Below are 25,260 nucleotides of genomic sequence, written 5' to 3'. Positions count from 1 at the left end.
ATTTTTTTATCGTGTTTTAACAGGTACACAGAACGCCGTGAGTATACATCAACGGATTAACTGTGGCACTCAACCGAGGAAAGGAATGAGCTTGTATGTATCAACAGGCCAGAACCCGCCATAATTCACTAAAACGGAAAAAAGGTGCTTTTGCCGATTTCCTGTAGATCCAAATAAAATTATGCGCGAATCTGATCTGATAAGAAGGTGCTAAATCTGTATATTGTGAAGCTCTGAATCTCAAGAATAAATAAAAATGCCGGATCTGATAAAAGTAGCTAAGTTTGGCGGCACAAGTATGGCCGATGCTGAAGCGATGAGGCGAAGTGCCCAAATTGTTGCCAACGACCCCGATAAACGACTGATTGTTGTTAGTGCAACTTCAGGAACCACGAATCATCTGACCTCTTTTTGTGAATCGGTTACTATTCCGGAAAAAGAGGAACTATTCCGGACGATTCAGAAAAAACATACAGATATTTGTAACGAGCTTCAGCATCCTGAAAACGTACGTAAGAAGCTTGATGATGTCCTGAATGAACTCCGGAAATACACCAAAATTCAGGTGATTGGAGCCCGGGAGAAAGATGCGATTTTGTCTTGCGGTGAGAGGCTTTCTTCCCTGCTTTTTACAGAAATTGTGAATGAGGCAGAATCCGGTGCTACCTGGTTTGATGCCCGGGATGTGATCATAACAGACGATGCACACGGAAATGCCGAACCCGATATTAAAGAAATTGAAAACCGGTCGGCAGTAAAGCTCCGGAATCTGGTGAAGGAAAAACGCGTAATCACCCAGGGGTTTGTAGGTTCAACACCGGAAGGTGAAACCACAACACTGGGAAGGGGTGGCAGTGATTATTCTGCCGCACTTTTTGCAGAAGCTTTGAACGCTGATGTGCTTGAGATTTGGACGGATGTTACAGCCATATACACCACTGACCCTCGTATAGAACCGAATGCGAAGCCAATTACTGAAATTAGTTTTGATGAAGCCGCTGAGCTTTCAGTATTTGGCGCGAAAGTGCTCCATCCTGCAACCCTCAAGCCGGCCATTCGAAAGTCGATCAAAGTGTATGTTGGGTCGAGTTTTCATCCCGATCAGCCCGGAACATGGATTGTGAAGGAGACATCGGAAAAACCGGTGATCCGGGCCATAAGTTTGCGGCGTAACCAGACTCTTTTAACGGTTCACAGCCTGGATATGCTTCATCGTCACGGTTATCTCGCACGCCTGTTTGAGGTGTTATCAAAATATAAAATCAGTGTGGATTTGGTTACCACAAGTGAGGTGAGTGTTTCTATGACGCTCGATACGGATGTGCAATCTGCCGAACGAAATCATCTTTCTGAAAAGGTGCTGAATGAGCTCCGGTCATTTTGTGATGTAAATATCGAAAAAAATCTCGCCCTGGTAGCTTTAGTGGGGAATAATTTGCATGCTACAGCAGGGTTAAGCGGGCCGGTTTTTGGGGCATTGCAAGAGACGAATATCCGTCTGATTTGTCATGGTGCAAGTTCGCATAACCTCTGTTTTCTTGTGGATGAAACGAAAGCGGAAGATGCAGTTCGCACACTTCATCAAACATTTATTAACAAATAATCTGATCTTTTACTGAACATGAAAATATCTGTTATCGGTACCGGCAAAACAGGGGGTGCAATTGTTGATCTGTTGGGTGATTCAGCAGTACCTTTTAATGAATTAAATAAACCAACGGTTGAAAAACTAAAAGAAACAGACGCAGCGATTGTATTTGTGCCGGGTGATGCGGCTGAAGAGATTTTAGAGTTGCTTCTTCAAACCGACATTCCTGCCGTCTGGGGAACCACAGGGTATCAATGGCCGGAAAACCTGCCAAAAAGGGTGAAACTGGCCGGCAGCCGTTGGATTATTGGATCTAATTTCAGCCTTGGCATGAACCTGGTCCGGAAGGCTCTTCACATATTTGGCAGCGGAAGTGAAATGCTTGATTCCCCTGAGTTTCATATTCACGAGATACATCACACCAATAAAGTGGATCAACCGAGTGGTACCGCACTTTCATGGAGGGAATGGCTGAACCGTGATGCATCCATTTCGTCAAACCGGGTAGGCGATGTGAAAGGTGTGCACGAATTGCACATTAAAACTCAAAATGAATCGATTTACCTCAAACATGAGGCACACGACCGAAAACTGTTCGCTGAAGGTGCGATCTGGGCGGCGAAACAGCTGATCAATGACTCTACAATCATGCCCGGACTTTACCCGTTTTCAGAACTTTTTGATAAGGAATTTGCTCTGCAATGATGACCGATCTAAAACAATGGACAGCACTGATTACTCCTATGGAGAACGATGGGAGCATTCATTTTGAAAGCTTACGGCGGATGGTGGAGCGCCAGGAGGCTGCCGAAAATGGCATTTTACTGATTGGCAGCACCGGAGAAGGACTCGCCCTGAGCGACAGTGAGAAAAAGGAAGTTGTAGATTTTGTATCCGGTATAAACCCGGATGTTCCGCTGATGGTTGGAGTGGGAGGTATGAACCTCTCTGTACAAACCGAATGGGTTGAGTATTGCAATACGTTGAATATTGATGCATTCCTGATGGTAACTCCGCTCTATTCAAAACCCGGGCCGGAAGGGCAGTACCAATGGTTTAAAGCGCTGCTGGACAGATCTGAAAAACCTTGTATGTTATACAATATCCCGTCCAGAACCGGGATCGATCTGCCGTTTGTGGTAGCCGAAAAACTTGCAGAACACCGAAATATGTGGTCAATTAAAGAGGCCAGTGGCAGTCTGGCGGTCTTTCGTGAGTTTCGGGAACGAGTGCCGGGTATACCTCTTTACAGCGGTGATGATGCACTCGTTTCAATATTCAGGCCTTATGGTTGCAGCGGATCGGTCTCGGTTGCGTCGAATGCGTGGCCTGAAGCTACAAAATTGTACACTAATTTATGTTTGAGTGGAAAAACGGAATCTCTTTTTCCACTATGGAACCGGGCAGTTAAGGCGCTTTTTTCGGCATCAAACCCTATTCCTGTAAAAAAATTACTTCACAGCCGCGGTGAAATATCTTCGGCGACTCTTCGTCTTCCATTAACAGAAGATGAGCTGACTGATCTGACCGAATTGGAAACGATTGACAATGAAATCAATAACTGGTACAAAGAAAACTACGAACAATGAGCTGGAATAAAATTTTAGATCAACTTGAAGCCGGAACCATAAGAGCTGCTGACAGAGACGGTGATACGTGGATTGCCAATGTTAAGGTAAAAGAGGCAATCCTGGATGCATTTAAAGCGGGTAAAAATGTTAGTTATGGCGGTATTTATGAAGGTTTTGTAGATAAAGATAATCTGCCGCCCAGAATCATGCACCCCGATGAAGGTGTACGTCTTGTGCCGGGAGGATCCTCAATTCGTCGCGGCGCATATGTTGCTGAAGGTGTGATTCTGATGCCGCCTGCGTATGTTAATATTGGTGCCTATATAGATGAAGGTTCTATGGTAGACAGCCATGCACTGGTGGGATCCTGTGCTCAAATTGGTAGAAACGTACACCTGTCTGCTGGAGTTCAAATTGGCGGAGTGCTGGAACCTGTTGGGCTGAGCCCGGTAGTAGTGGAAGATGATTGTTTTGTCGGTGCCGGATCTGTAATTGTTGAAGGCATCCTTGTAAAACGAGGCGCAGTAATCGCACCCGGAGTTACGCTCTCAAAATCTGTTCCGGTCTACGACTGCGTACATGAAAAACTCTTAGGTAAAGGAGCACCAATACCTGAACGGGCAGTGGTTGTTCCGGGATCAAGACCGGTCTCGAACGAATGGGGAAAATCGCAGGGTTTGAGTATCTCCTGCCCGATTATTATTAAGTACAGAGATGAAGGAAGCAATGCCTCTCTGGAACTGGAAGAAGCACTTCGTTAAAAAAAAGTGTAAGGGATTCCCAATTTTTCAACCATATATACAGTATTTAACTTTTAATAAAACGAGGAGTAAATCATGAGTTCATTAAATAAAGCAATGATAATCGGGAGACTTGGTGCTGATCCGGAAGTTCGGTATACGCAATCGAATACAGCAGTTGCAACGTTAAGTGTGGCAACAACGGAGCGGTACAAAGACAGAAATGGTGAACAGCAGGAGAGTACAGAATGGCATCGGATTGTAGCATGGGGCCGTCTTGCTGAAATTTGCCAGGAATATCTGAAAAAAGGCTCTCTTGCCTATTTTGAAGGCCCGATTCAAACCCGTCAGTGGGAAGATAAAGATGGGCAGAAAAAATATACCACGGAAATCAAAGCATTGAACATGCAAATGTTAGACAGCCGTGGCAGTAACACCGGTGGTGGTACCGGTGCTCCGGCTGCAGCTTCAGCGGGTAATTCACCCCAGGGAAGCAGTGCCACGATCGATAACAATTTCGACGATATGGACGATGATTTGCCGTTCTAAGGTAAATTATCCGAAATAATGCGATATAATTGATAAATTGGGTGGCAGTTCCATTTGACTGTCACCTTTTTTTATTCAACTTTATTAAAGAATTACACTCAAAACAGCTTTTTGGATACATTGGACGAACCTCCAGGAGACCCTCTTATTTATATTTTCCGGCATGTGATGTTTGCTTCTGCTGAATTTGGTGAGGCATTAAGCTGGGGCGTGATTTCTATAGAAGCCGCGATAATGGTTCTGGGTTTACTGATCAGTGCTCTCTACTCCGGATCAGAAGTTGCGTTCTTTTCTCTCGTAAATCAACTTGATCAGCTGAACCGGGATCCCGATCACTCCGGCGCAGATTCCCGGATCACAAAAATGCTGGAAAAACCCAGGCGACTGCTTGCCACTATTCTGATTGGGAATACATTTGCCAATATCGTTAGCTCAGTTCTCGCAGCGGTTATAACCGGAAAAATAGTAGCTGCCTATGGTCTGCCCTCGACTTTCGTTTATGCAGTGGAGATTATAGTGCTGACATTCATGATTCTGATTCTCAGTGAGATTACTCCAAAAGTGATCGCAATCAATAATCCGCTGAAAGTATCCCGGCTGATGAATACATTTATTTATGCCAATTTTGTTCTTCTCACCCCGGTATCCAAAATGATCGCCGAGAGCACAATGACGCTCGAACGGGCCCTTCCAAAACCGTCGAATAAAATGACGACAGAGGATATTAAAACCATGGCCGAGGTTGGCGAAAAAGAGGGATCCATACATGGTGATGAGCGGGAAATTATCGAAAATGTAATTGAATTCGGGAATATTGCAGTTCGGGAAATTATGACATCGAGAGTGAATATTGTTGCTGTTCCCGTGGATGCTACTCTCCCCGATGTGATTGAATTGATTAAAGAAAAAGGTCTTTCGAGAATGCCGCTGTACGACAGCGACCTGGATTCTATTATCGGGGTTATTTATGCAAAAGATGTTCTTCCTTACATTAATACTGAAATGCAGGATACCATCATCAACTGGAAAACCATCGCGAGAAAAGCTCTGTTTATACCGGCCACGAAAAAGCTGGATGATCTGCTGCGCGATTTTCAGCACGAAAAAACACACATTGCAACGGTTGTTGATGAATATGGTGGCACCGAGGGAATTGTTACCCTCGACGATATTCTTGAAGAGATAGTTGGGGATATTGTGGATGAATATGGAGATACTGAAGAGAAACTCTTCACGAAATTTAAAAGCGGCGTGTATGTTTTTGATGCTAAGATAGACCTGGATGATCTGGATGATATCCTGGATGTGAATATCTCATCTCCCGAAGATGAATTTGAAACGTTAGGGGGATTGGTCTATCACCTGACGGAACGAATACCGAATGTGGGAGAGAGGATGGTCTACAAAAATCTTGAGCTTACAGTACACTCACTGGAAAATAACCGGGTAAAAAAAGTTCGCGTGAAATTGAGAAGCCGCTCAGAAGTAGAAAAAGATTCCATTAAATAATGAGCAGTCGTTCAGAGTCGTTGATGAAGAAGCCGGAAATCCAGAAAAATGTAAATCTTGCCAGCCTTAATTCTATGGGGGTGGAGGCTGTAGCAGGTGAATTTATCGAAATCAGAGATCATCGGGAGCTGGCCGCGTTATATGAAAATCACTTTTTTAGCCGGTATTCCCCGCTGGTTCTTGGTGGTGGCAGCAACATGTTGCTGATCGATAATCCCCTTCAACCGGTCATAAAAATTTCCATTCCAGGTGTTCATTTTGATAAGGAACCAGACAGTTCAGATACGGTTTTGATGCGTGCCGGCGCAGGGGAAAACTGGCATCAGCTGGTTCATTCAGCAGTTGAATTAGGATACGGAGGCATCGAAAATCTTGCGTTAATTCCCGGTACGGCTGGTGCTGCTCCGATTCAAAACATCGGCGCGTATGGCGTGGAATTAGAAGAAGTTTTCGTATCTCTGACAGCTTTAAACACCGAAACCGGAGAGTTCGAGATTTTTGAAAAAGATGATTGTAAGTTTGCGTATCGGGATAGTGTTTTTAAGCGCGAATTGAAAGGGAAACGGATTATCACCGAGATTAAGCTGAGGCTCACAACCTCTGCTCACCGTCTTGAAACCGGCTACAGTGCACTGAGTAATTATCTGGAAGAAAAAGGGATCAAAAAGCCCGCTACCCGTGATATCTTTGATGCCGTGGTATCTATCAGACAATCAAAATTGCCTGATCCAAAAGACATTGGAAATGCCGGAAGTTTTTTTAAAAATCCGATCGTTGATTCTGAAACTTATACCCGGCTATTGAAAGAAAACCCCGGAATTCCATCATATGAGATGGGCGGAGGTGAACGAAAAATACCGGCGGCATGGCTCATTGACCAGGCAGGCTGGAAAGGGAAACAGGTTGGAAACGTTGGGACTTTCAAAAACCAGGCACTCGTTCTGGTGAATATGGGTGGAGCCACCGGCAGGGAAATTTATGATCATGCGATGAGAATTCGCGACTCCGTTAAATCAGCATTTGGTGTTGATCTGCAGCCCGAAGTCAATATTATTGGTCAATCTGTTTGAAAACATCCCAAAAAGAACATATCAGAGATTATACATTCAGAGAAGCGATCTCTTGTCCGCTGAAGCTCTCATTTATCCGACAGGAGTCCTATAACGAAGGCCGGAGTGATCTCTTCAGAAGAAAATCGAAACGACTGCTGAGAGAAGCTGCAGCACAACTTTACGGAACTGTTCAATACACATCCAACTCCACAGCAGCTGCTGATAAAGAGACTGAGGTGTGGCTGCAATCAGATGAAACGGTAATCTGCGGGGCTGTAATCGTTTCAGGAACGTATCAAACGCGTATTCCTATTCTTGTCAAAAAGGGAAATAAGCTGACGATAGTGCAGGTTCATGGGAAAGCTTTAAAAACAGATTCTGAAAATCTGTTCAAACGAATTCCGCAAAGCCGTTCGCTGAACCGCTACCTTCTTATGGCAGCGTACCGGAGACACCTCTTGAAATTGCAGTATCCGGATCACATAATTGAGTGCAGGTTTCTTTTTCCAAAGAAAAAATTTACAGCAAATTCAGACCGTCTTTTTCATCAAACCACGGGAGAGCGAAATATCAAAAAAGAGAGACTTGATGAGATTGCCCGGCTTTTTGCCGAAATTGATGGAACCCGGGAAGTTCAAAATACAGCAGAAAGTATTCCGACTGATGTATCACATCATACCTTTAACGGTATGTCTGTGGAAGAGGCACTTCAGCAAATAGACGAAATTTACCGGCTGGGTGGAAAACAGTTTGTGAAAACCGTTCATTCAGCCTGTAAGCATTGTTCACACCGCAGAAGACCAGAAAGCGGCGTGAAAGGGTGCTGGGATATACATTTCCAGGAGTCGAACCTGCTGAATAGTGATCTGCATCAATACGAACTAATTGGTCACAGTGTGAATATGGATGAGGAAAAATCCGCATTGTACCAGGAGAAACTGAGCCATCTTCCCGGATTAAACTCCTCTCAAAACATCATAAGCCATACTGATGAAACCATAGGGCTTTCTCACCGAAAAGCTATGCAAATCTTACATGCGAAAGATCAATCGCTGCCTCTTATTTTTGCTAAACCCTTTTCACGGTTTCTGAAATCAATCCGCTTTCCGGTCCACTTTCTTGACTTTGAGGCTGCCACAAACCCCATTCCGTTTCAAGCAGGTAAAAGACCGTACGAGCCGCTGATCTTCCAGTTTTCATGCCACACACTTTCGGACAGCGGAGAGCTCACACACACCCAATGGCTGGATGTTGACAGGCACTCCGATGTGCACCGGGAGCTGTTGAATAAACTTTCTGAGATTCCGGAATATGAGAAAGGAACAATTATCCAGTACTCGCCGTTTGAGAAACAAGCTTTAAACAAATTATACCGCGAATTCAAAACCGATCCGGTCGCTAATCGTAAAGAGGTTCGCATCCTTGAAAATATATTGCAGACCCGATCTGCATATCACGGGGGAAGATTCATTGACATGAGCAAAATTCTCCGCGATGGGTACTACAATCGATTTATGAATGGTGGATTGAGTTTGAAAGAGATTCTCTATTCTGTATTGAGAGTTGAATTGATCCTCAAAAGGTTTCAAAACCCCGTGATGACAGTTAGCGATACTGATATCAACCTGTTGAAAACCTGTGAGAATGGAAATTTAATTGATCCGTACGAGCAGATATCAGACGAAAGGTGCCAGATCAGGGATGGAATTACTGCGATGCACGCGTATATTTGTATGAAAGCGGGTGCCCTGAACAAGGAGCAGAAAGAGCTGGTGCCCACACTTATGAAACGGTACTGTTCGATGGATACACTTGCATTATATCTTATTTTTGATCATCTGGTTCACCTTGCAGAAATGAACGGGGGAGAAGGTGATATCGTAATTGAAGGGTAATTGAAGATGTGAATATCTATTTGATGTTGTACCTTTTACTAATCCACAAAAAAGGAAGGTTGCCATGAGACAGATTATACGACACTCCGTTCTCTTTTTATCAGTAATCCTTTTTGCCAGTGCATGTTCTGTGCAAAAAAATCCGGTTTCCGGAAATCAGCGCCTTATGGCGTACTCCTGGAGCCAGGAAGTGCAGATCGGCCAGGAAGTTGACCGCGAGATGGTCGCTGAATTTGGCCTGTACGATGATGAAACTGTTGCAAATTACATCACCGAGCTTGGTGAAAAAATACTTGCTGAAAGCCACATGCGCAGAGAAAGCACCGACCAGCAGTTTCGCGAAACGGAGTTCTATTTTCGCGTACTCGACAGCCCTGTTGTCAATGCTTTCGCACTGCCGGGAGGATATGTTTATTTCACCAGGGGACTTATGGCTCATATGAATAACGAGGCGCAGCTGGCCGTGGTTGTCGGGCACGAAATCGGACATGTGGCCGCCCGGCATGCATCACAGAGAGCGTTAAGGCAACAGTTCGGGCAGATTGCAATTCTCGGAGGGGCGATTCTTGGACAGGAATTCCTGGGTCTGCCGGGTGAAAGTATTCTGAACCTCAGCAGTCAGGCAGCCCAGCTCATATTTCTAAGTTATAGCCGGGATGCAGAACGGGAATCAGACCGATTGGGCGTTGAGTACACTGCAATGGCCGGGTACGCAGCTGAAGAAGGCGCTGCTTTTTTTACAAGTCTCAAACGAATTTCTGAAGAATCGGGTCAGGCAATTCCCACTATGTTATCCTCTCACCCGGATCCCGGTGAAAGGGAGCAGAACATTCCCAGACTTGCAGAACAGTGGCGAGAACGGGGTTATGAACAAAATATTCGAAACCAGGAGGAGTACCTGAGTTTACTGGAAGGGATGGTTTTTGGAGAAGATCCGCGGCAGGGATTTCAAAATGAGGATCAGTTTGTGCATCCCGAACTCGAATTTCAGTTTCCGATCCCGGGTAACTGGCAGCTCATCAACCAGCCTCAGCAGGTGGTACTTGTCAGCGACGAAGGAGACGGTGTAATTATTTTTAGAATTGACGGAGAATCCGAATCCGCTGAACAGTCTGTTCGCAGTTTTATTCAGCAGGATGGCATCTCAGTTAACAGCCAGAATGCAGCTACGAGCAGCGATGAATACACTGCATACTATGCCGATATTACGGTGTCACAGCAGGAAGGAGATCTGCGCGCAATTATTTACTCTGTTGAGTTTGATGGCAGAGTCTACAGATTTGTCAACTATACTTCACCTAATCGGTTTTCAGCGTACGAATCAGCGCTCACAGGTGTTCCAGGGCAATTTGACCGCTTGACGGATCAGGAGCTCTTAAATATACAGCCGGCACGAATTCAGCTCGTTACGACGGATCGCTCCGACACCTTTCGCAGTTTTTTACCCGATGAACTGCCCATGAATCTTACCCCCGAACGGTTGGCGATCATTAACCAGGTTCACCTTGATGATACGATCGAGGCGGGTACCACACTAAAAATTCCATCCCAATAATTTTAAAATAATTTATGATTGAACGATATGCACGCCCCGAAATGTCAGAAATATGGTCTGAACAAAATCAATTCCAGGCGTGGCTTGATGTTGAACTTGCCGCCTGCTGGGCGTGGAGCAAGCTGGGCAAAATCCCTTCTGAAGATGTAGATAAACTGTACAAAAATGCCCGGTTTGATGTTGACCGAATCCATGAAATAGAAAAAAAGACCCGGCACGATGTTGTGGCGTTCACCCGCTCTGTTTCCGAATCTCTGGGTGATGAAAAAAAATGGGTTCATTACGGTCTCACATCTACCGATGTGGTTGACACCGCTAACGGCTACAGGCTCAAGCAAGCTAATGAACTGCTGCGCGAAGGACTAAACCGAATGGTTGAAGCACTTGCCGCCAAAGCGAAAGAACATAAGCTGACCGTGATGATGGGGCGAACCCACGGCGTGCACGCCGAGCCGACAACTTTCGGGCTGAAATGTGCTCTTTGGTACGCAGAAATGGAACGGAATATCGTCAGATTTGACTCCGCAGCGCGGGATGTGGAGTTTGGAAAGCTCTCCGGCGCAGTTGGTACGTTTGCCAATATCCCTACCGAGGTTGAAAAATATACCTGTGAGAAACTGGGAATTCATCCGGCGCCTATCTCCACACAGACTCTTCAGCGAGATCGCCATGCTTATTATATGGCAGCACTGGCTGTGATCGGCGGTACACTTGAAAAAATTGCGGTGGAAATTCGCCATCTTCAGCGAACTGAACTGCGCGAGGCAGAGGAGTTTTTCCGAAAAGGTCAGAAAGGATCCTCGGCTATGCCGCATAAGCGTAACCCGGTCAGCTCTGAGAATATCACCGGTTGCGCCAGAGTTCTTCGCGGTTACATGGTCTCAGCATACGAAAATATGCCGCTCTGGCACGAGCGCGACATTTCACACTCTTCCGTCGAACGGATCATTCTTCCGGATGCCACAATTCTGCTCGATTACATGCTGAACCGATTTTCGGGTGTGATCGAAAAGCTGATGGTCTACCCGGAGAATATGAAGCTGAATATGGATAAAACCCACGGGCTTGTATTTTCACAACGTCTGCTGCTGATGCTGATTGACAAAGGGATCAGCCGGGAAATAGCGTACGATACGGTCCAGCCGCTGGCGATGAAAGCGTGGGAAGAGCATACGGCATTTCGCCCGCTGGTGGAAGCCGACCCAACGATTCAGGAGCATCTTTCCGAAAAAGAAATCGAAAGCGCATTCGATCTCACGCACCATACGCAGCGTGTGGATGAAATTTTTGAAAGGGTAGGGCTTTCGTGAATCGAAAAACCCTAAACCCTCCAAGGGTTTGAAACCCATGGAGGGTTAAATTCATACCCCAGAAACTATTTTTAAAATATTTAAAGAAGGGGTGACATTAAGTTGTCACTCCGCTGTTTTATCATACGGGTGAACATCAATCAAACCACTCAATTATGATGAATGCAGCTTTAAAAACACCCCGACTCTTTCGCCCTGAACCTGTTCTCCGATCAATTTTCAGGGAAGCTGAACTCGAGCACAGACAAATCCTTGAAATGTTTAATCTTCTCGGATGGGGAGAACTGCCTGAGGAGTTAAAGTATACCATCAAAGAAGATGTGAAAGGGTATATTGATGAACTGAACGGGAATTTCTCGACAAACTGTCCGCTGGTCCAAAAACGACGGGAAAGTGTGGATTTCTGGGTCAGAAGTTTTCAAGACGGTACCTGTACTTTGGATACAGCTGTAGGGGCATTGAAAACTACCCGTCTCCATTAAAAACAGGGGAGTTTCGGTTAAAGAAGTTGATTCGGTTTTCGTATCTTTACTAAAATGTAAATGAAACGATTCTCCCGACATGAATAATCACTCCCCCTTTAAAAAAATTACACGGCAGGGTCTAACCTACGACGATGTGCTCCTGGTGCCCAGCCACTCCAAAGTACTGCCTCGTGATGTTGATCTGTCCGTTAAACTCACCCCTTCCCTTGAGTTGAAAACTCCCATCATCAGTGCGGCGATGGACACAGTTTCTGAATACCGGCTTGCAATTGCCCTGGCCCGGGAAGGCGGTATTGCTATGCTGCACAAAAATATGTCGATTGAGGATCAGGCTGAGCATGTTCGCCTTGTGAAACGGAGTGAAAGCGGCATGATCGTAGACCCGGTAACTCTGCCGCCCGATGCAACGGTAAAGGATGCCAGAGCACTGATGAGAATGCATAAAATTGGCGGAATCCCAATTGTTGAAAATGGTAATAAACTAATCGGTATCGTTACAAACCGTGATCTGCGTTTTGAGCATTACGTTGATAAACAGCTCAGTGAGATCATGACAAAAGATAACCTTATCACTGCTAAGCAGGGAACGGATCTAAAACAGGCTGAAAAAATTCTGCAGGAATATAAAGTAGAGAAACTGCCGATTGTAGATTCCGGTGATACTCTCGTGGGGCTGATCACATTCAAGGATATAGAGAAAAAGATGAATTTCCCTAACGCCTGTAAAGATAGCATGGGAAGACTTCGTGTGGGGGCTGCAGTTGGGGTAACACCCGACACGATGGACCGCGTGACAGCACTTGTTGATTCCGGTGTGGATATTATCACTGTAGACACTGCACATGGCCATTCGGATGGCGTATTGAAAATGATTTCCAAAATTAAATCTGTCTATAAAGATCTGAACGTCGTTGGCGGAAATATCGCAACCCGTGCGGCGGCAGAGGCACTTGTTGACGCAGGTGCAGATGTGGTAAAAGTAGGGGTTGGACCCGGCTCAATCTGCACAACACGTGTGGTGACCGGGGTTGGGGTGCCTCAGCTTTCTGCGGTGATGGAGATTGCCGAATATACTCAGAAACACGATATCGGCTTGATTGCTGATGGCGGAATCAAACAAACCGGCGACATTCCCAAAGCGATTGCGGGCGGAGCACATGCCGTGATGATGGGATCGATGTTTGCCGGAGTGGATGAAAGTCCCGGCGAGACGATTATTTATGAATCCAGAAAATATAAATCATACCGCGGCATGGGAAGCCTCGGGGCCATGGATAAAGGTTCAAAAGATCGATACTTCCAGGACGTTGAAGACGACCTGAGAAAACTAGTGCCGGAAGGAATTGAAGGACGTGTTCCTTATAAAGGATATCTTGGTGAGGTTGTTCATCAAATGAATGGCGGCATTCGAGCCGCAATGGGATATGTTGGCGCTCCTACAATTGAGGAGCTGCAAAACGCAGAGTTTGTACAGATTTCGGCCGCCAGTTACAGGGAAAGTCATCCGCATTCCGTTCAAATAACAAAAGAAGCTCCGAACTACTCAGTGTCGTAACATTGAAAAAAAAGGTATTAATGATCGCGTACTACTTTCCCCCAATGGGGGGGAGCGGCGTGCAGCGGCCACTTAAATTTGCGAAATACCTGAAAAAATTTGGCTGGGAACCGATCGTTCTTGCCCCGGAACCCGGAATGTATCACACCTTTGATGATTCACTTCTGCAGGAAGCAGCACAAGCTTCCATTCGGATTGAAAGAGTGGAAAATAGCGCCATATTCCAGCCCGGCAAGAAGAAGCGATCAGCGAAACCCAAAGGGCGCCTGCTTTCATTCTTTATAAAGTGGATCACTTCCTGGTTTTTTCTGCCGGACAATAAGAAAGGCTGGATTGAACCTGCCGTTGAACGCGGACTTGAAATCATCAACAAAGAGACTATCCACGCCATATTTTCAACCGCGCCACCTTATAGCAACCTGATAATTGCTCATCAGCTGAAAAATAAGACCGGACTGCCGGTTGTGATGGATTTGAGAGATGACTGGCTCGGCAGCCACTGGATCAGCTATCCCACAAGGTGGCACTACCGGAAAATGAAAAACATTGAGAAACAGACACTCTCAGCCGCGGATGCAATCACTGTGGTGAATGATACCTACAATAAGAAAATTAAAAAGAGACTTGGTGAAAATTCGCCGCCAATCCAAACCATTCCAAATGGATACGACAAGGAGAACTTCAGAAAGGCGATTCCTGCCCGTGATCGTGAATCGTTCACAATACTTCACAGTGGCCTTTTTTATGATCGAATAAAACCAGACTCGTTTTTGAAATCGATAAAAAAACTGATGGTTCGTGATGATGAGTTCAGGAAACATGTTGATCTGCAGTTTCAGGGAGGACTCAGACAAACACACTGGAAAATGATCAATCAATTGGGCCTGACAAAATATGTCACCGATTTTGGATATTTGAATCATCAGGATGCCGTTCAAAATCTGGTCAATGCCGATCTGCTCTTTCTCACACTCGGTAAAATACCCGGTATTGATGCTGTTACTCCGGGGAAAGTGTTTGAATACATGGGGAGTCTGAAACCGATCCTTGCCTACGTTCCGGATGGAATTACCAAAAAGCTGCTCGAAAATTACGGGGCAGCAACAGTAGTTGGAATAGAGAGTGTAGATATGGGGGCAGACGCTATTCAAAAATACTTTTTGCAGTGGAAAGCCGGAAAACTCCCTTCCGGCGACATTAATTACACTTTGCAGTTTGAACGCGAATTTACTGCTAAACAATTATCAGAAATATGCGATAACGTAGGTATGAAAGATACAGCAAAATCGAATTTTTATAATTGACGACTGCCTGATACATTAATATATGTGGGATTTTCTAAAGAAAATATTTTCAGAGCGTGAAGGAGATGTGACGGTAGTGGTTCTTGATGATCAGAATCCCGACGGTTCCAGTTCGTTCAAACTTGCAGCGCAGGATATAGTGAAAATAACACTGTTTGTGGTTATCGTATCCGTGCTGTTTACAACCATTATTTTTTTTGCGACTCCGCTTGGTTCACTCTATCAGCGCCAGCAGGATGAATCGCTTAGGACTGAGGCGATCGCAATAACTGAACGGCTCGTTTCTTTGCAGGACTCTCTTCAAGCGAGAGACCGGCAGCTGACCGATATGAAAAATGTTTTGCAAACAGTTCCGGATACAACCTTTGAAGTTTCGACATCGAACCGTGTGCAGCAAACGCAGTCAGGCGATGGATTTACAGAAACTCCATTTATCAATGCTTATGACATGCTTTCACAAAGTGAAATTATCTTTTCAGGCTCCTTCGAAAGGGCACCCGAGTTTCCGGCTGCATTTCCGGTGAACGGTTCATTAAGCCAGAATTTCGAACCTGACCGCGGACATTTTGGTATCGACATTGCTGCCCGAACGAATTCTAATTTTACAGCACTTGCCGATGGTGTTGTAATCCATACAGAGTGGACTATAAATTACGGATATGTTCTGTATTTACAGCATAGCGAAGGAATTGTAAGCGTGTATAAACACGCGTCAAAAATATTGAAACAACAGGGCGATTTTGTACTAAAAGGCGACATATTGGGCACAGTGTCCGATACCGGCGTATTGAGCAGCGGATCACACCTGCATCTTGAAATTTGGAAAAATGGAATCCCCCAGAATCCAGTTATGTATTTAATGAACTAATCAAACCATCCATGTTTAAAAAAGAGGATAAAAGAACAGTGACCGGATCAAAAAATCAATCACCTACGCTGAATATGATCAGTGAAGGGACCACACTCACAGGAAAAATTACAACCGAAAACGATATCCGAATTGCCGGAAAAGCAGATGGCGAAATCGACTCAAAAGGTAAATTAATCGTTACCTCAAGCGGCGTCGTTAAAGGCGGTTTCCAGGCACAGGATGCGGATATTGCAGGAAAAGTAGAAGGTGAAATAAGGGTCAGTAATAAACTTACGCTTCGGCAATCTGCTGTGATAAACGGCGATATCTACACGAAAACTCTGATTGTTGAGGAAGGTGCTGAAATGAATGGCGAATGCAGAATGGGTAAACAGGCTGACGAGAAGAAATCGCAAGCCGCCGTTTCGGCATCAGGGAAAACAGGTGCAGCGACTCTCAGAGATAGCTCAGGAACAAAATAACGGATTTGGAAACACCCCGGGATAAAACATACCTGCAATATTTATCACTCGGGGTTGAAATAGCCGCGGGTTTAAGTATACCTATATTGGCGGGTTACTGGGCTGACCGTACCTGGGATACACTGCCTTGGCTTACATTTCTGGGGATTCTTATAGGAGTAGCAACAATGCTGGTCATTATGATTCGTGTAGCCCGCGATGTTTCGGGCGATAAAGGGAATGATAAAAATCAATCATGATAAAAGCCGGTACAAATCTGCCCAAATTAATACTCGCAGGTTTAGCTCTTTTTTTTTTAATCTCAGGTTTTCTAATGTCCGGTGATTCAAGAACCGGATGGTTTGCAGGGTACGGTGTAGGACTGCTTGCAATAATACTGCATTATGTAACTTCATTATTCTCAAAACGTTGGAATGATGAACTGTTTTTTGTCGTCTATACACCGGCTATTTTTGTGCGCCTTATCATTGTTCTGGCAATCTTTATCGGTCTTTTGGTTTGGGAAAAATTCGATCAATTTAGTTTTACTGTTAGTTTTTTAATTTCTTATATTTGTCATTCTGTAATCAATATTATTCTACTGAATAAAGAACTAACAAACCGATCGGGTTGAAGTAAATAAAAATGCGACAAGCTTTGCGCCATTTACTGATCTTTTCTCTACTTATTTTGGTGCTAAATCCTGCTGCTCACGCAAATCAGAGTGATGCTGATACCGGGGATGAACCGGTTATCGATGTGATGGGTAAGGTTGTTGATCATGACTACCTCGAAGTTTTGGGAGCGAAAATTTATCTTCCAAAAATTCTTCTTGTAGACGGCAGCTGGTACTTCTATTCCAACACACAAAGTGCTATTGAATCCGGTGATTTCCAGCGTGTGGAAGGCGCTATTGTACGGAGCGATGGCGCGCCTGTCACGCTCGACATGTCCATCACCTCACATCTGATGTATGTATGGTTTGGGATTATTTTAACTCTATTCTGCACAATTTGGGCTGCCAGAAGATATCGAAGGGGGATTGGTGAATCCTCTGAGCCAAAAGGGGCTGCTCACAATATATTTGAAGTCTTTTTTGTTTTTATTCGGGATGATATCGCTAAAGAATATATCTCACCGGACAAGTATAAACGCTATGTGCCATATCTGTTTTCAGTATTTATGGCGATCTCTTTCATGAATTTGTTTGGTCTTTTCCCTTGGGGAGTTTCTGCCACAGCAGATTTGACCGTAACGGCAACCCTTGCGGGTATCACATTTTTTATTACTCAGTTCAGCGGCAGTAAAGACCATTGGCGGCATGTATTTCTCTTTCCCGGTGTTCACCCGCTGATTCGTATCATTCTGACCCCGGTTGAAATTCTCGGACTTTTTACAAAACCATTTGCCCTTGCGATACGTCTGTTTGCAAACATGCTATCCGGTAAAATACTGATCGTTTGTATTCTGGGATTGATATTTATTTTTACAGATATTTTCGGGCCGATGATTGGAGTCGGCTCCAGTGTGGTGTGGGTGGCATTAACTGCCGCGCTTTATATTCTGAAGGCGTTTATTGCGCTGTTACAGGCATATATTTTTACGCTTCTGTCTGCGGTATTCATTGGGATGGCCGCAGAAGAACATCACCACGAAGAGCATGATACTTCTGTTGCAACGGCAACAGAAGTAAAAACATAACAACTACTACAACTTAACAAAACAACAAAGGTAAAAGATATGGGATTCTTAGCAGCAGGACTTGGAGCTGGACTTATTACACTCGGTGCCGGAATCGGAATCGGGTTGATCGGTAAAAGCGCGGTAGAAAGTATCGCACGTCAGCCTGAAGCAGCAGGAGACATTCGTGGCGCCATGATTTTGACGGCAGCTTTTATTGAGGGTGTTGCTCTCTTTGCAGCTGTGGTTACCGCTATTCTGGCTCTTAATATTACTGTCTAAACCATTTCACTATGTTCTTTATAGCAAGCGGAGGAGGTATCCTTTCCTTTAATACGGGCTTTGCAATATGGGTTCTTATATCCATGGTTGTATTTCTGATTATTATGGGGAAATATGCGGTACCTCCTATTATGAAGGCGCTCGATGAAAGGGAAAGGCGGATCAAAGATTCGCTGGCATCTGCCGAGCAGGCTCTTGCAAAGGCGGAGCAGATCTCTAAAGACAATCAGAAAGCGCTGAAGGAGGCTGAAGTAAAAGCTCAGCAAATCCGAAAGCAGGCTCTCGAAGAGGCCGAACTTCTCCGCTCTGAAAGGATTGATAAAGCCAGAAAAGAAGCTGTGAAGATCGTTGAGGATGCAAAGCGCACGATCGATCAGGAGAAAAAGCAGGCTTTAACTGAACTCAGAAATGAGGTTGCAGAGCTTGCTGTGCAGGCTGCATCAAAAATCATAGACGCAGAACTGGATCAGTCAAAAAACAAAAAGCTTGTCGATTCTTTTATTGGTGATCTTTCTAAAAACTAACATACAATGATGGTTTCAAAAGCAGCCAGAAGATATGCCAAGGCACTTCTGCAATCCGCTCTGGAGCAGGATAAACTTGCCGAAGTTGAAAAGGATGTCCGGTTTATTCAAAGTACAATTGATGACTCAAGGGAACTTAAAGTCTTTTTGAGAAGCCCGGTCATCAAAAGCGAAGATAAGCTTGAAGGTCTACTTGCTATTTTTGGATCACACGTAACAGATGAATTAAAAAGTCTGTTTCGGTTATTGTCTGAAAAAAGAAGAGAAGATCTGCTGGCTGATATCTGTTCCGGCTTTATAAAGTTGTACAACGAACACCAAGGTATTATCCGGGTTGATGTTGAAACTGCGTATGAGCTGAAGGACACCCAGAAACAGGCGCTTCACAAAGAACTTACTGATAAGACAGGTAAAAAGGTGAAGATGAATGTTAGTGAAAACAAGGACCTGATTGGCGGACTTGTGGTCAAAATTGGTGATACTGTCATCGATGGCTCGGTAAAATATAAAATCAATAAGCTTAAAAAACAGTTTGCAGTAGGAACTGCAGTTTAAAAAATTAAGGTACGAATATGAGTCAAGTACGACCTGACGAAGTTTCAGATATTTTAAGAAAACAACTCTCCGGTTTCGATAATGATGCTGAATCATACGATATGGGGACCGTTCTTGAAGTGGGTGATGGTATTGCCCGGGTTTATGGACTCTCCAAAGTCCAGGCAGGTGAGCTTGTCGAACTGCCTGATTCACTGGATCGGGACGGAAATCCTATTCGCGGAATGGTTTTGAACCTCGAAGAGGACAATGCCGGGGTTGTGCTTTTTGGTAATTCTACTACTGTTGAGGAAGGGCATACCGTTAAACGAACAAAATCCATCGCATCACTCCCTGTGGGAGATAGTATTCTTGGACGGGTTATAGATCCTCTCGGGAGGCCCATTGACGGAAAAGGTGCGATTACAGGCGACAAAATTAACGTACCACTTGAACGAAAAGCACCCGGTGTGATTTATCGGCAGCCGGTGGATGAACCGCTGCAAACCGGTATCAAAGCTATTGATTCCCTGATTCCAATCGGCCGTGGTCAGCGTGAGCTTATAATTGGTGACCGTCAGACTGGGAAAACCGCTGTTGCAGTGGATACGATCATCAATCAAAAATACACACAAGATTCCGATAAACCGGTTGTTTGTATTTATGTTGCTGTTGGACAGAAAGGTTCTACCGTAGCGAATATTGTAAAAACCCTTCAGGAAAATGAGGCGATCGATTACACAGTAGTTGTTTCTGCTCCGGCCAGTGCATCTGCCCCCATGCGATATGTTGCTCCGTTTGCCGGCGCTGCAATTGGCGAATATTTCCGCGACACCGGCCGGCATGCGCTTGTGATTTATGATGATCTTTCAAAACAGGCTGTTGCATATCGTGAACTTTCACTCTTGCTGAAACGTCCTCCGGGCCGTGAAGCATATCCCGGTGATGTATTTTATCTGCATAGTCGTCTGCTCGAAAGGGCTGCAAAAATCATCGATAATGATGATGTAGCAAGAATGATGAACAACATCCCTGAAGAGCTTAAGCCTATGGTTAAAGGCGGGGGATCTCTAACGGCGCTTCCTGTTATTGAAACACAAGCGGGTGATGTTTCTGCGTATATTCCAACAAACGTAATTTCAATTACCGATGGTCAGATCTTCCTGGATACGGATCTGTTTAACTCCGGTATTCGCCCGGCAATTGATGTTGGTATTTCTGTGTCTCGTGTAGGTGGATCAGCGCAGGTTAAATCGATGAAGAAACTTTCAGGTACCCTGAAACTTGATCTGGCCCAGTATCGCGAACTGGAAGCTTTTGCAAAATTTGGTTCTGATCTGGATGCAACAACACAGCGTCAGCTCAAACGTGGAGAACGGACCGTTGAATTGATGAAGCAGGGTGAATATCAGCCGCTTCCGGTTGAGCAGCAAATTGCTCTTTTAAAAGTGAATAATGCAGGCTTACTGGATAAATTGCCGGTAACAAAAATCAGTGAATTTGAGACAATGTTTCTCGAAACACTGGGTGCTAAGTATAGCAAGAAGATGAGTGATCTGTCGGTTTCAGGAATACTTAATGATTCATTTGGCGAAGAAATCATTGAAACGGCCAACAGCGTTATTGATCAACTACTGGCAGCAGAAGGAGTGAATTAATGGTAAATCTTCGGGACATACGTAACCGGATTTCATCGGTAAATAATACCCAGCAAATTACCAAAGCCATGAAAATGGTTGCTGCTGCCAAACTGCGTAAAGCGCAGAACAGGATGACTTCCATGCGCCCTTTCGCCAATAAGATGAAAGAGGTTGTTTCGAGACTCGTTTCATCATCCGATTCATCGAACAAACTCCTGAGGAAACCCGAGACAACCGATCGTGTGCTGATGATTGTTGTGGGGTCAGATAAAGGATTGTGTGGTGGTTTTAATAACAATCTGTTTAAAGTCGTCGAAATATACATCACCAAGCATCTCTCTGATTTGCGCGACAGCGGGAAGCTGGATTTGATAACTTTAGGAAAAAAGCCAACAGCTTACTTTAAGAAGCGTAATTACAAGGTTGTAAAATCATTTCCTGGATTTTTTGATAATCTGAATTACGACGATACTGCTGCAATCATGGAAGATGCACTCGATGGTTTTACCAGCGAAACGTATGATAAAATTATTATCGGTTACAATGAGTTTAAAACCGTAATTGCACAGAATCGTATCATCAACCAGGTTCTGCCGGTAGATACCGAATCTTTGAAAAAAGATGAGAATAAGGATGATTCTTTGTCCACAACAGATTATATTTACGAGCCTGATTCGGATGCGATTCTGGATGAAATTCTGCCGGTGCATTTGATAATGCAGCTATGGAAAGCAGTCCTCGAATCGAATGCTTCCGAGCAAGGTGCCCGAATGGCCGCGATGGATAACGCGACTGAGAATGCTAAGGAACTCGAAGAAGAGTTAACCCTTAAATATAATCAGGCACGCCAGAGCGCAATTACAACCGAGATATCAGAAATTGTTTCCGGTGCCCAGGCACTTGAAGAGTCTTAGATATTGATTTACTGAAATTAGGGTGTGATTCAATTCATATCTTACTACGACCGGAGGGATGGCAGAGTGGTCGAATGCGGCGGTCTTGAAAACCGTTGAGGCGCAAGTCTCCGGGGGTTCGAATCCCTCTCCCTCCGCTTATTATTTTTTATATTTTAAAGCTCCAATTAAAAACTGGAGCTTTTTTTTTAATATTTCACCTCTTTCTTCGTTTGTGCGATGCAACCTTATTCATGAATTGAAATAGAACCGTAAATGAAGACTACTTTTCTCGCCACACTTTTTTCAATATTCTTTTTATTATCTACAATCACACATGCGGTTGCTCAGGATACGGTAAGGGTGTCTCTCCCGGAGTTTATCGAACGCGGGCTGGACCGATCGGGTCAAACGGATTACCTTTATAATGAGGTAGACCTTGCAAACAACCGGGTTGAACAGGCCAGAAATCAACGATTTTTGCCCCGAATTGAACTGAGTACACAGCACGGTGTAATACCCGGCGTTGTGAGTCAGGAAGATTTGAGCCCTGGACAGTACTATCTCGACCCAAACTTATCAAACGACTGGGAAGACTGGGCCATCTTTACACGGGCAGAGCTGAGTGCTGTACAACCAATTTATACATGGGGAGCTATTGATAACGCAATTGAAGCGGCTACTCTCGGTGCACAGGCTGCTGAGTTTCGGTTTGAAGCCGAACGTAAAGAGATTGAAATTCAGCTGTATGAGCTCTATTACAGCTATCAGCTGGCTGAAGAGATGAATAGAATTCTGGGAGACGCAGAAAGCCAGATGCGCCAGGTTGAACGGCAGCTGCGGGAGATGGAAGAAGAGGGTGATCCCGACCTGAAACAATCCGATATTTTTAAATTTGAGCTGTTTCAAGCTGAATTTGTAGTTCAGCGTGTTGAAGTAGAGCAAAGCCTCCAATCGATAAGAAGAATCTGGAATTATGCAATGGGCGGTGATGCAACCGTTGTTTATATACCTGAACAGAATTTTATTGAAGCCGTACCTTTTGAACTTGAACCGTACGATTATTATGAAACTTTTGCAATGGAAAGCAGGGCTGAATTAAAAGGCGCGGATGCCGGAATTGCAGCAACACAGCGATCGATTGATGCCACAAAAGCACAAAATTACCCGGCACTTTTCCTGGGGATCACCGGAAGTTATGCAAATACACCCAATCGTCCCCGCCAAACCAATCCGTTTATTATCAATAGCACAAATTACGCATCTGCGGCAGTGGGACTCAGCATTCGCCAGAATCTGAACTTCAGATCAAATCGAAACAGTGTTGAAAGGGCCCGAATTGAAAACCGACGCGTACAGAATCTCAAAGATGCATTAACAGACGGCATTATTCTTGAATTGAACGAACGGTACCGCGAAGCATTGGTGGCACAAACACGGGTTACACAACTTGAGGAAAAGCTTACCATATCCCGGAACTGGGTTCGTCAAGAACAGCTGGACTACGATTTTGGTTTTGGCGAAGTAGATGATTTAATTGAATCTGTACAGAATGAACTCGAAACTCGTGTTGAATTGAAACAAAATGTCTTCGAATTGAATAAAAGAGTAGCAACGCTATACAAGGCTGCCGGGATTCCAATCTCACAGCTCGGCATTAATTAATATTACGACTATGCATTTAAAAAATATTTTAGCTGTATTTATTTCACTACTGTTGGCATCCAGTTTAATCGCTCAAAATGGTGCTGATGAAATACGACAGATGCTTGATGACAGAGATGAGGAGATCAAAGAGCTTTTGGGCCCAAAGGGAAGCACCTACACCCAGGAGCAGCGTGATGAGCTTAAAGAAATCATAAACGGTGTCATTGATTTCAGATCGATGGCAGCTTATGCACTCGATGATACGTTCAATGAAATCAGCAGTGATCAGCGAGAGCGTTTTGTATCACTCTTTTCAACGATTGTACGCGATCAGTCACTGAACCGTCTCGATATTTACAGGGCTGAGGTTACATATGAAAATATTTCTGTTGACGGCAGCACAGCACGTGTAGAAACCATCGCCCAGCTCGAAAACGTTAGAACACCTGTAAATTACGATATGGAACGGCAGGATGGAGAATGGATGATCATCGACATGGAGATTGATGATGTATCCACCGCCCAATCGTATCACAGGCAGTTTCAAAATATTATTCGTCAGCGTGGTTTTGATGCTCTGATGGACAGTCTGGAGCGACGTGCATCTCGCTCATCTACCTGATTTAACATTGCGGAATGGCAGACAAATTTGCGGAAAAAAAACTTGGGGCTGAAGGGTACGTTTACAATAGTTATGGTAACGAAAAGTATTTGAAATATGCTGTTACGAGCGTACAGACGCTTCGAAGGTATGATGCGTCCCGGCCGGCAGCGATTTTTTGTACTGAAGAACATCGTAAAATTCTCGATCAGCCTCACCTGAAATCCGTTTTTCAGCACATCTTTATCCTGCCTGAACAAAATCGGTCTATCACAGGGTTCAAGCATAATATTTGTGATTTTATGCCGTATGAGCGGAATATCTACCTGGATGGTGATATTGTCGTATGCAGAGATCCCGACCGTCTGTGGCAGACGTTTTCATCTTACCCATTCACCGCAACCGGCAACCACTCCGCCGATAATTTTTTTGGAGGCCCGAAAGGAGTCGGGATCATCAAAGATATGCTGCTTGGCAGGCGAAACCGTACCCTGAAACGATTTGGTTTGACCTACCTTCCCAGAATTCAGTCAGGTGTGATGTATGCTGCGGATTACAATACCGCAAAAGCCGTTAGTGATAAAGCAAAAGAAATGCTGTACCGAAAGGCGGAAACGCATTTTCGAAGCCGGACAGAAGAGGCGGGAAGGAGTGAAGAATCGTGCGAGTGGAGCCTGGCGATGGCAATGGCAGACCTGGAACTGCAGATACACCCCTGGTTTAACAGTTATGAAAGTGTGCAGCTCGATTTCATTGATGATTTCACCGTGTATGATTCTGAATTCAAATCGGTTTCCTGTCTCTATTACAAAAAAAAATTCGTGTATAATTTTCGTGGTTTCCCGGTCCGCTGGCTGCAAAAACTGCTGATACAAATGTTTACTATCCTTCCCGGATCGGGCGATTATCACTATGTTACTCCCTATTTTCTTCATTTCGGATGGTATCATCAAAAAAAACCTTTCTTTCAGCTGGCTGATCAAATCTGGAACGATCTTCATCAAAACGGCGGACCAGTTGCGAGCGAAAGCTGAT

General features: G+C 44.6%; 26 protein-coding genes and 1 tRNA gene. All 27 read left to right on the top strand.

Features of this window, described 5'->3' with window-relative positions; translation table 11 throughout:
• Nucleotides 1-256 precede the first annotated feature (256 nt).
• The 27 genes from lysC (at nt 257) to DYD21_RS11045 (ending at nt 25,259) form a co-directional block, all read left to right on the top strand.
• Entirely contained in the window at nt 257-1,603 is a 1,347-nt protein-coding gene (lysC, locus tag DYD21_RS11175) for a lysine-sensitive aspartokinase 3 (RefSeq protein WP_116036612.1), read from the top strand.
• A gap of 18 nt (nt 1,604-1,621) precedes the next feature.
• Nucleotides 1,622-2,293, top strand: a complete 672-nt coding sequence (locus DYD21_RS11170) for a dihydrodipicolinate reductase C-terminal domain-containing protein (protein ID WP_116036610.1) — start codon at nt 1,622-1,624, stop codon at nt 2,291-2,293.
• Nucleotides 2,293-3,177 carry a 4-hydroxy-tetrahydrodipicolinate synthase gene (dapA, locus tag DYD21_RS11165; RefSeq protein ID WP_199535516.1) on the top strand — a complete coding sequence of 295 codons (885 nt, stop codon included), beginning with the start codon at nt 2,293-2,295 and terminating at the stop codon, nt 3,175-3,177. The genes DYD21_RS11170 and dapA overlap by 1 nt, the downstream gene beginning before the upstream one ends.
• Nucleotides 3,174-3,920, top strand: coding sequence for a 2,3,4,5-tetrahydropyridine-2,6-dicarboxylate N-succinyltransferase (locus DYD21_RS11160; RefSeq protein WP_116036605.1), 747 nt, complete (start codon nt 3,174-3,176; stop codon nt 3,918-3,920). The genes dapA and DYD21_RS11160 overlap by 4 nt, the downstream gene beginning before the upstream one ends.
• 75 nt (nt 3,921-3,995) lie before the next feature.
• Nucleotides 3,996-4,448 carry a single-stranded DNA-binding protein gene (locus tag DYD21_RS11155; RefSeq protein WP_116036602.1) on the top strand — a complete coding sequence of 151 codons (453 nt, stop codon included), beginning with the start codon at nt 3,996-3,998 and terminating at the stop codon, nt 4,446-4,448.
• Nucleotides 4,449-4,568: 120 nt separating this feature from the next.
• The gene (locus tag DYD21_RS11150; RefSeq protein WP_233505524.1) at nt 4,569-5,957 is read left to right on the top strand and encodes a hemolysin family protein; all 1,389 of its coding nucleotides are present in this window, start codon (nt 4,569-4,571) and stop codon (nt 5,955-5,957) included.
• Entirely contained in the window at nt 5,957-7,027 is a 1,071-nt protein-coding gene (gene murB, locus DYD21_RS11145) for a UDP-N-acetylmuramate dehydrogenase (RefSeq protein WP_233505522.1), read from the top strand. The genes DYD21_RS11150 and murB overlap by 1 nt, the downstream gene beginning before the upstream one ends.
• Nucleotides 7,024-8,904: a DUF2779 domain-containing protein gene (locus DYD21_RS11140; RefSeq protein ID WP_116036598.1), complete on the top strand. Its 1,881-nt coding sequence runs from the start codon at nt 7,024-7,026 to the stop codon at nt 8,902-8,904. The genes murB and DYD21_RS11140 overlap by 4 nt, the downstream gene beginning before the upstream one ends.
• A gap of 64 nt (nt 8,905-8,968) precedes the next feature.
• Nucleotides 8,969-10,459, top strand: coding sequence for a M48 family metalloprotease (locus tag DYD21_RS11135; RefSeq protein ID WP_116036595.1), 1,491 nt, complete (start codon nt 8,969-8,971; stop codon nt 10,457-10,459).
• Between the two features lie 14 nt (nt 10,460-10,473).
• A complete protein-coding gene (gene purB / locus DYD21_RS11130) occupies nt 10,474-11,769 on the top strand; it encodes an adenylosuccinate lyase (RefSeq protein ID WP_116036593.1) in 1,296 nt (431 codons plus the stop codon).
• A 155-nt stretch (nt 11,770-11,924) separates the two neighbouring features.
• Nucleotides 11,925-12,251, top strand: a complete 327-nt coding sequence (locus tag DYD21_RS11125; protein ID WP_116036590.1) for a hypothetical protein — start codon at nt 11,925-11,927, stop codon at nt 12,249-12,251.
• A gap of 79 nt (nt 12,252-12,330) precedes the next feature.
• The gene (guaB, locus tag DYD21_RS11120; protein ID WP_116036587.1) at nt 12,331-13,809 is read left to right on the top strand and encodes an IMP dehydrogenase; all 1,479 of its coding nucleotides are present in this window, start codon (nt 12,331-12,333) and stop codon (nt 13,807-13,809) included.
• Between the two features lie 20 nt (nt 13,810-13,829).
• A complete protein-coding gene (locus DYD21_RS11115; RefSeq protein WP_116036584.1) occupies nt 13,830-15,113 on the top strand; it encodes a glycosyltransferase in 1,284 nt (427 codons plus the stop codon).
• A gap of 22 nt (nt 15,114-15,135) precedes the next feature.
• On the top strand, nt 15,136-15,981 hold the full coding sequence (locus DYD21_RS11110; protein ID WP_116036581.1) for a M23 family metallopeptidase: 846 nt from the start codon (nt 15,136-15,138) through the stop codon (nt 15,979-15,981).
• A gap of 11 nt (nt 15,982-15,992) precedes the next feature.
• Entirely contained in the window at nt 15,993-16,445 is a 453-nt protein-coding gene (locus DYD21_RS11105; RefSeq protein WP_116036578.1) for a polymer-forming cytoskeletal protein, read from the top strand.
• A gap of 5 nt (nt 16,446-16,450) precedes the next feature.
• On the top strand, nt 16,451-16,684 hold the full coding sequence (locus DYD21_RS11100) for an AtpZ/AtpI family protein (RefSeq protein WP_158551570.1): 234 nt from the start codon (nt 16,451-16,453) through the stop codon (nt 16,682-16,684).
• Entirely contained in the window at nt 16,681-17,058 is a 378-nt protein-coding gene (locus tag DYD21_RS11095; protein ID WP_116036573.1) for a hypothetical protein, read from the top strand. The genes DYD21_RS11100 and DYD21_RS11095 overlap by 4 nt, the downstream gene beginning before the upstream one ends.
• Before the next feature lie 59 nt (nt 17,059-17,117).
• Nucleotides 17,118-18,125 (top strand): F0F1 ATP synthase subunit A, encoded by a 1,008-nt coding sequence (gene atpB, locus DYD21_RS11090; protein WP_233505538.1) that lies wholly within the window; start codon nt 17,118-17,120, stop codon nt 18,123-18,125.
• 39 nt (nt 18,126-18,164) lie between these two features.
• On the top strand, nt 18,165-18,386 hold the full coding sequence (gene atpE, locus DYD21_RS11085) for an ATP synthase F0 subunit C (protein ID WP_116036567.1): 222 nt from the start codon (nt 18,165-18,167) through the stop codon (nt 18,384-18,386).
• Between the two features lie 11 nt (nt 18,387-18,397).
• Complete coding sequence (gene atpF, locus DYD21_RS11080) at nt 18,398-18,910, top strand: F0F1 ATP synthase subunit B (RefSeq protein WP_116036565.1); 513 nt, start codon at nt 18,398-18,400, stop codon at nt 18,908-18,910.
• 6 nt (nt 18,911-18,916) lie between these two features.
• Complete coding sequence (atpH, locus tag DYD21_RS11075) at nt 18,917-19,465, top strand: ATP synthase F1 subunit delta (RefSeq protein ID WP_116036562.1); 549 nt, start codon at nt 18,917-18,919, stop codon at nt 19,463-19,465.
• A gap of 17 nt (nt 19,466-19,482) precedes the next feature.
• On the top strand, nt 19,483-21,102 hold the full coding sequence (atpA, locus tag DYD21_RS11070; protein WP_116036559.1) for a F0F1 ATP synthase subunit alpha: 1,620 nt from the start codon (nt 19,483-19,485) through the stop codon (nt 21,100-21,102).
• The gene (atpG, locus tag DYD21_RS11065; protein ID WP_116036557.1) at nt 21,102-21,998 is read left to right on the top strand and encodes an ATP synthase F1 subunit gamma; all 897 of its coding nucleotides are present in this window, start codon (nt 21,102-21,104) and stop codon (nt 21,996-21,998) included. Before atpA ends, atpG begins: the two co-directional genes overlap by 1 nt.
• A gap of 52 nt (nt 21,999-22,050) precedes the next feature.
• Nucleotides 22,051-22,135 (top strand) — tRNA-Ser (locus DYD21_RS11060).
• A gap of 118 nt (nt 22,136-22,253) precedes the next feature.
• Entirely contained in the window at nt 22,254-23,642 is a 1,389-nt protein-coding gene (locus DYD21_RS11055) for a TolC family protein (RefSeq protein ID WP_116036554.1), read from the top strand.
• A gap of 10 nt (nt 23,643-23,652) precedes the next feature.
• Nucleotides 23,653-24,246 carry a phospholipid-binding protein MlaC gene (locus tag DYD21_RS11050; RefSeq protein ID WP_116036551.1) on the top strand — a complete coding sequence of 198 codons (594 nt, stop codon included), beginning with the start codon at nt 23,653-23,655 and terminating at the stop codon, nt 24,244-24,246.
• A 14-nt stretch (nt 24,247-24,260) separates the two neighbouring features.
• The gene (locus DYD21_RS11045; protein ID WP_116036549.1) at nt 24,261-25,259 is read left to right on the top strand and encodes a hypothetical protein; all 999 of its coding nucleotides are present in this window, start codon (nt 24,261-24,263) and stop codon (nt 25,257-25,259) included.
• The last annotated feature ends 1 nt before the right edge of the window (nt 25,260 follow it).

It is taken from the genome of Rhodohalobacter sp. SW132, assembly GCF_003390325.1.
GTDB lineage: Bacteria > Bacteroidota > Rhodothermia > Balneolales > Balneolaceae > SW132.
This window is presented reverse-complemented; position numbering and strand designations above follow the sequence as displayed.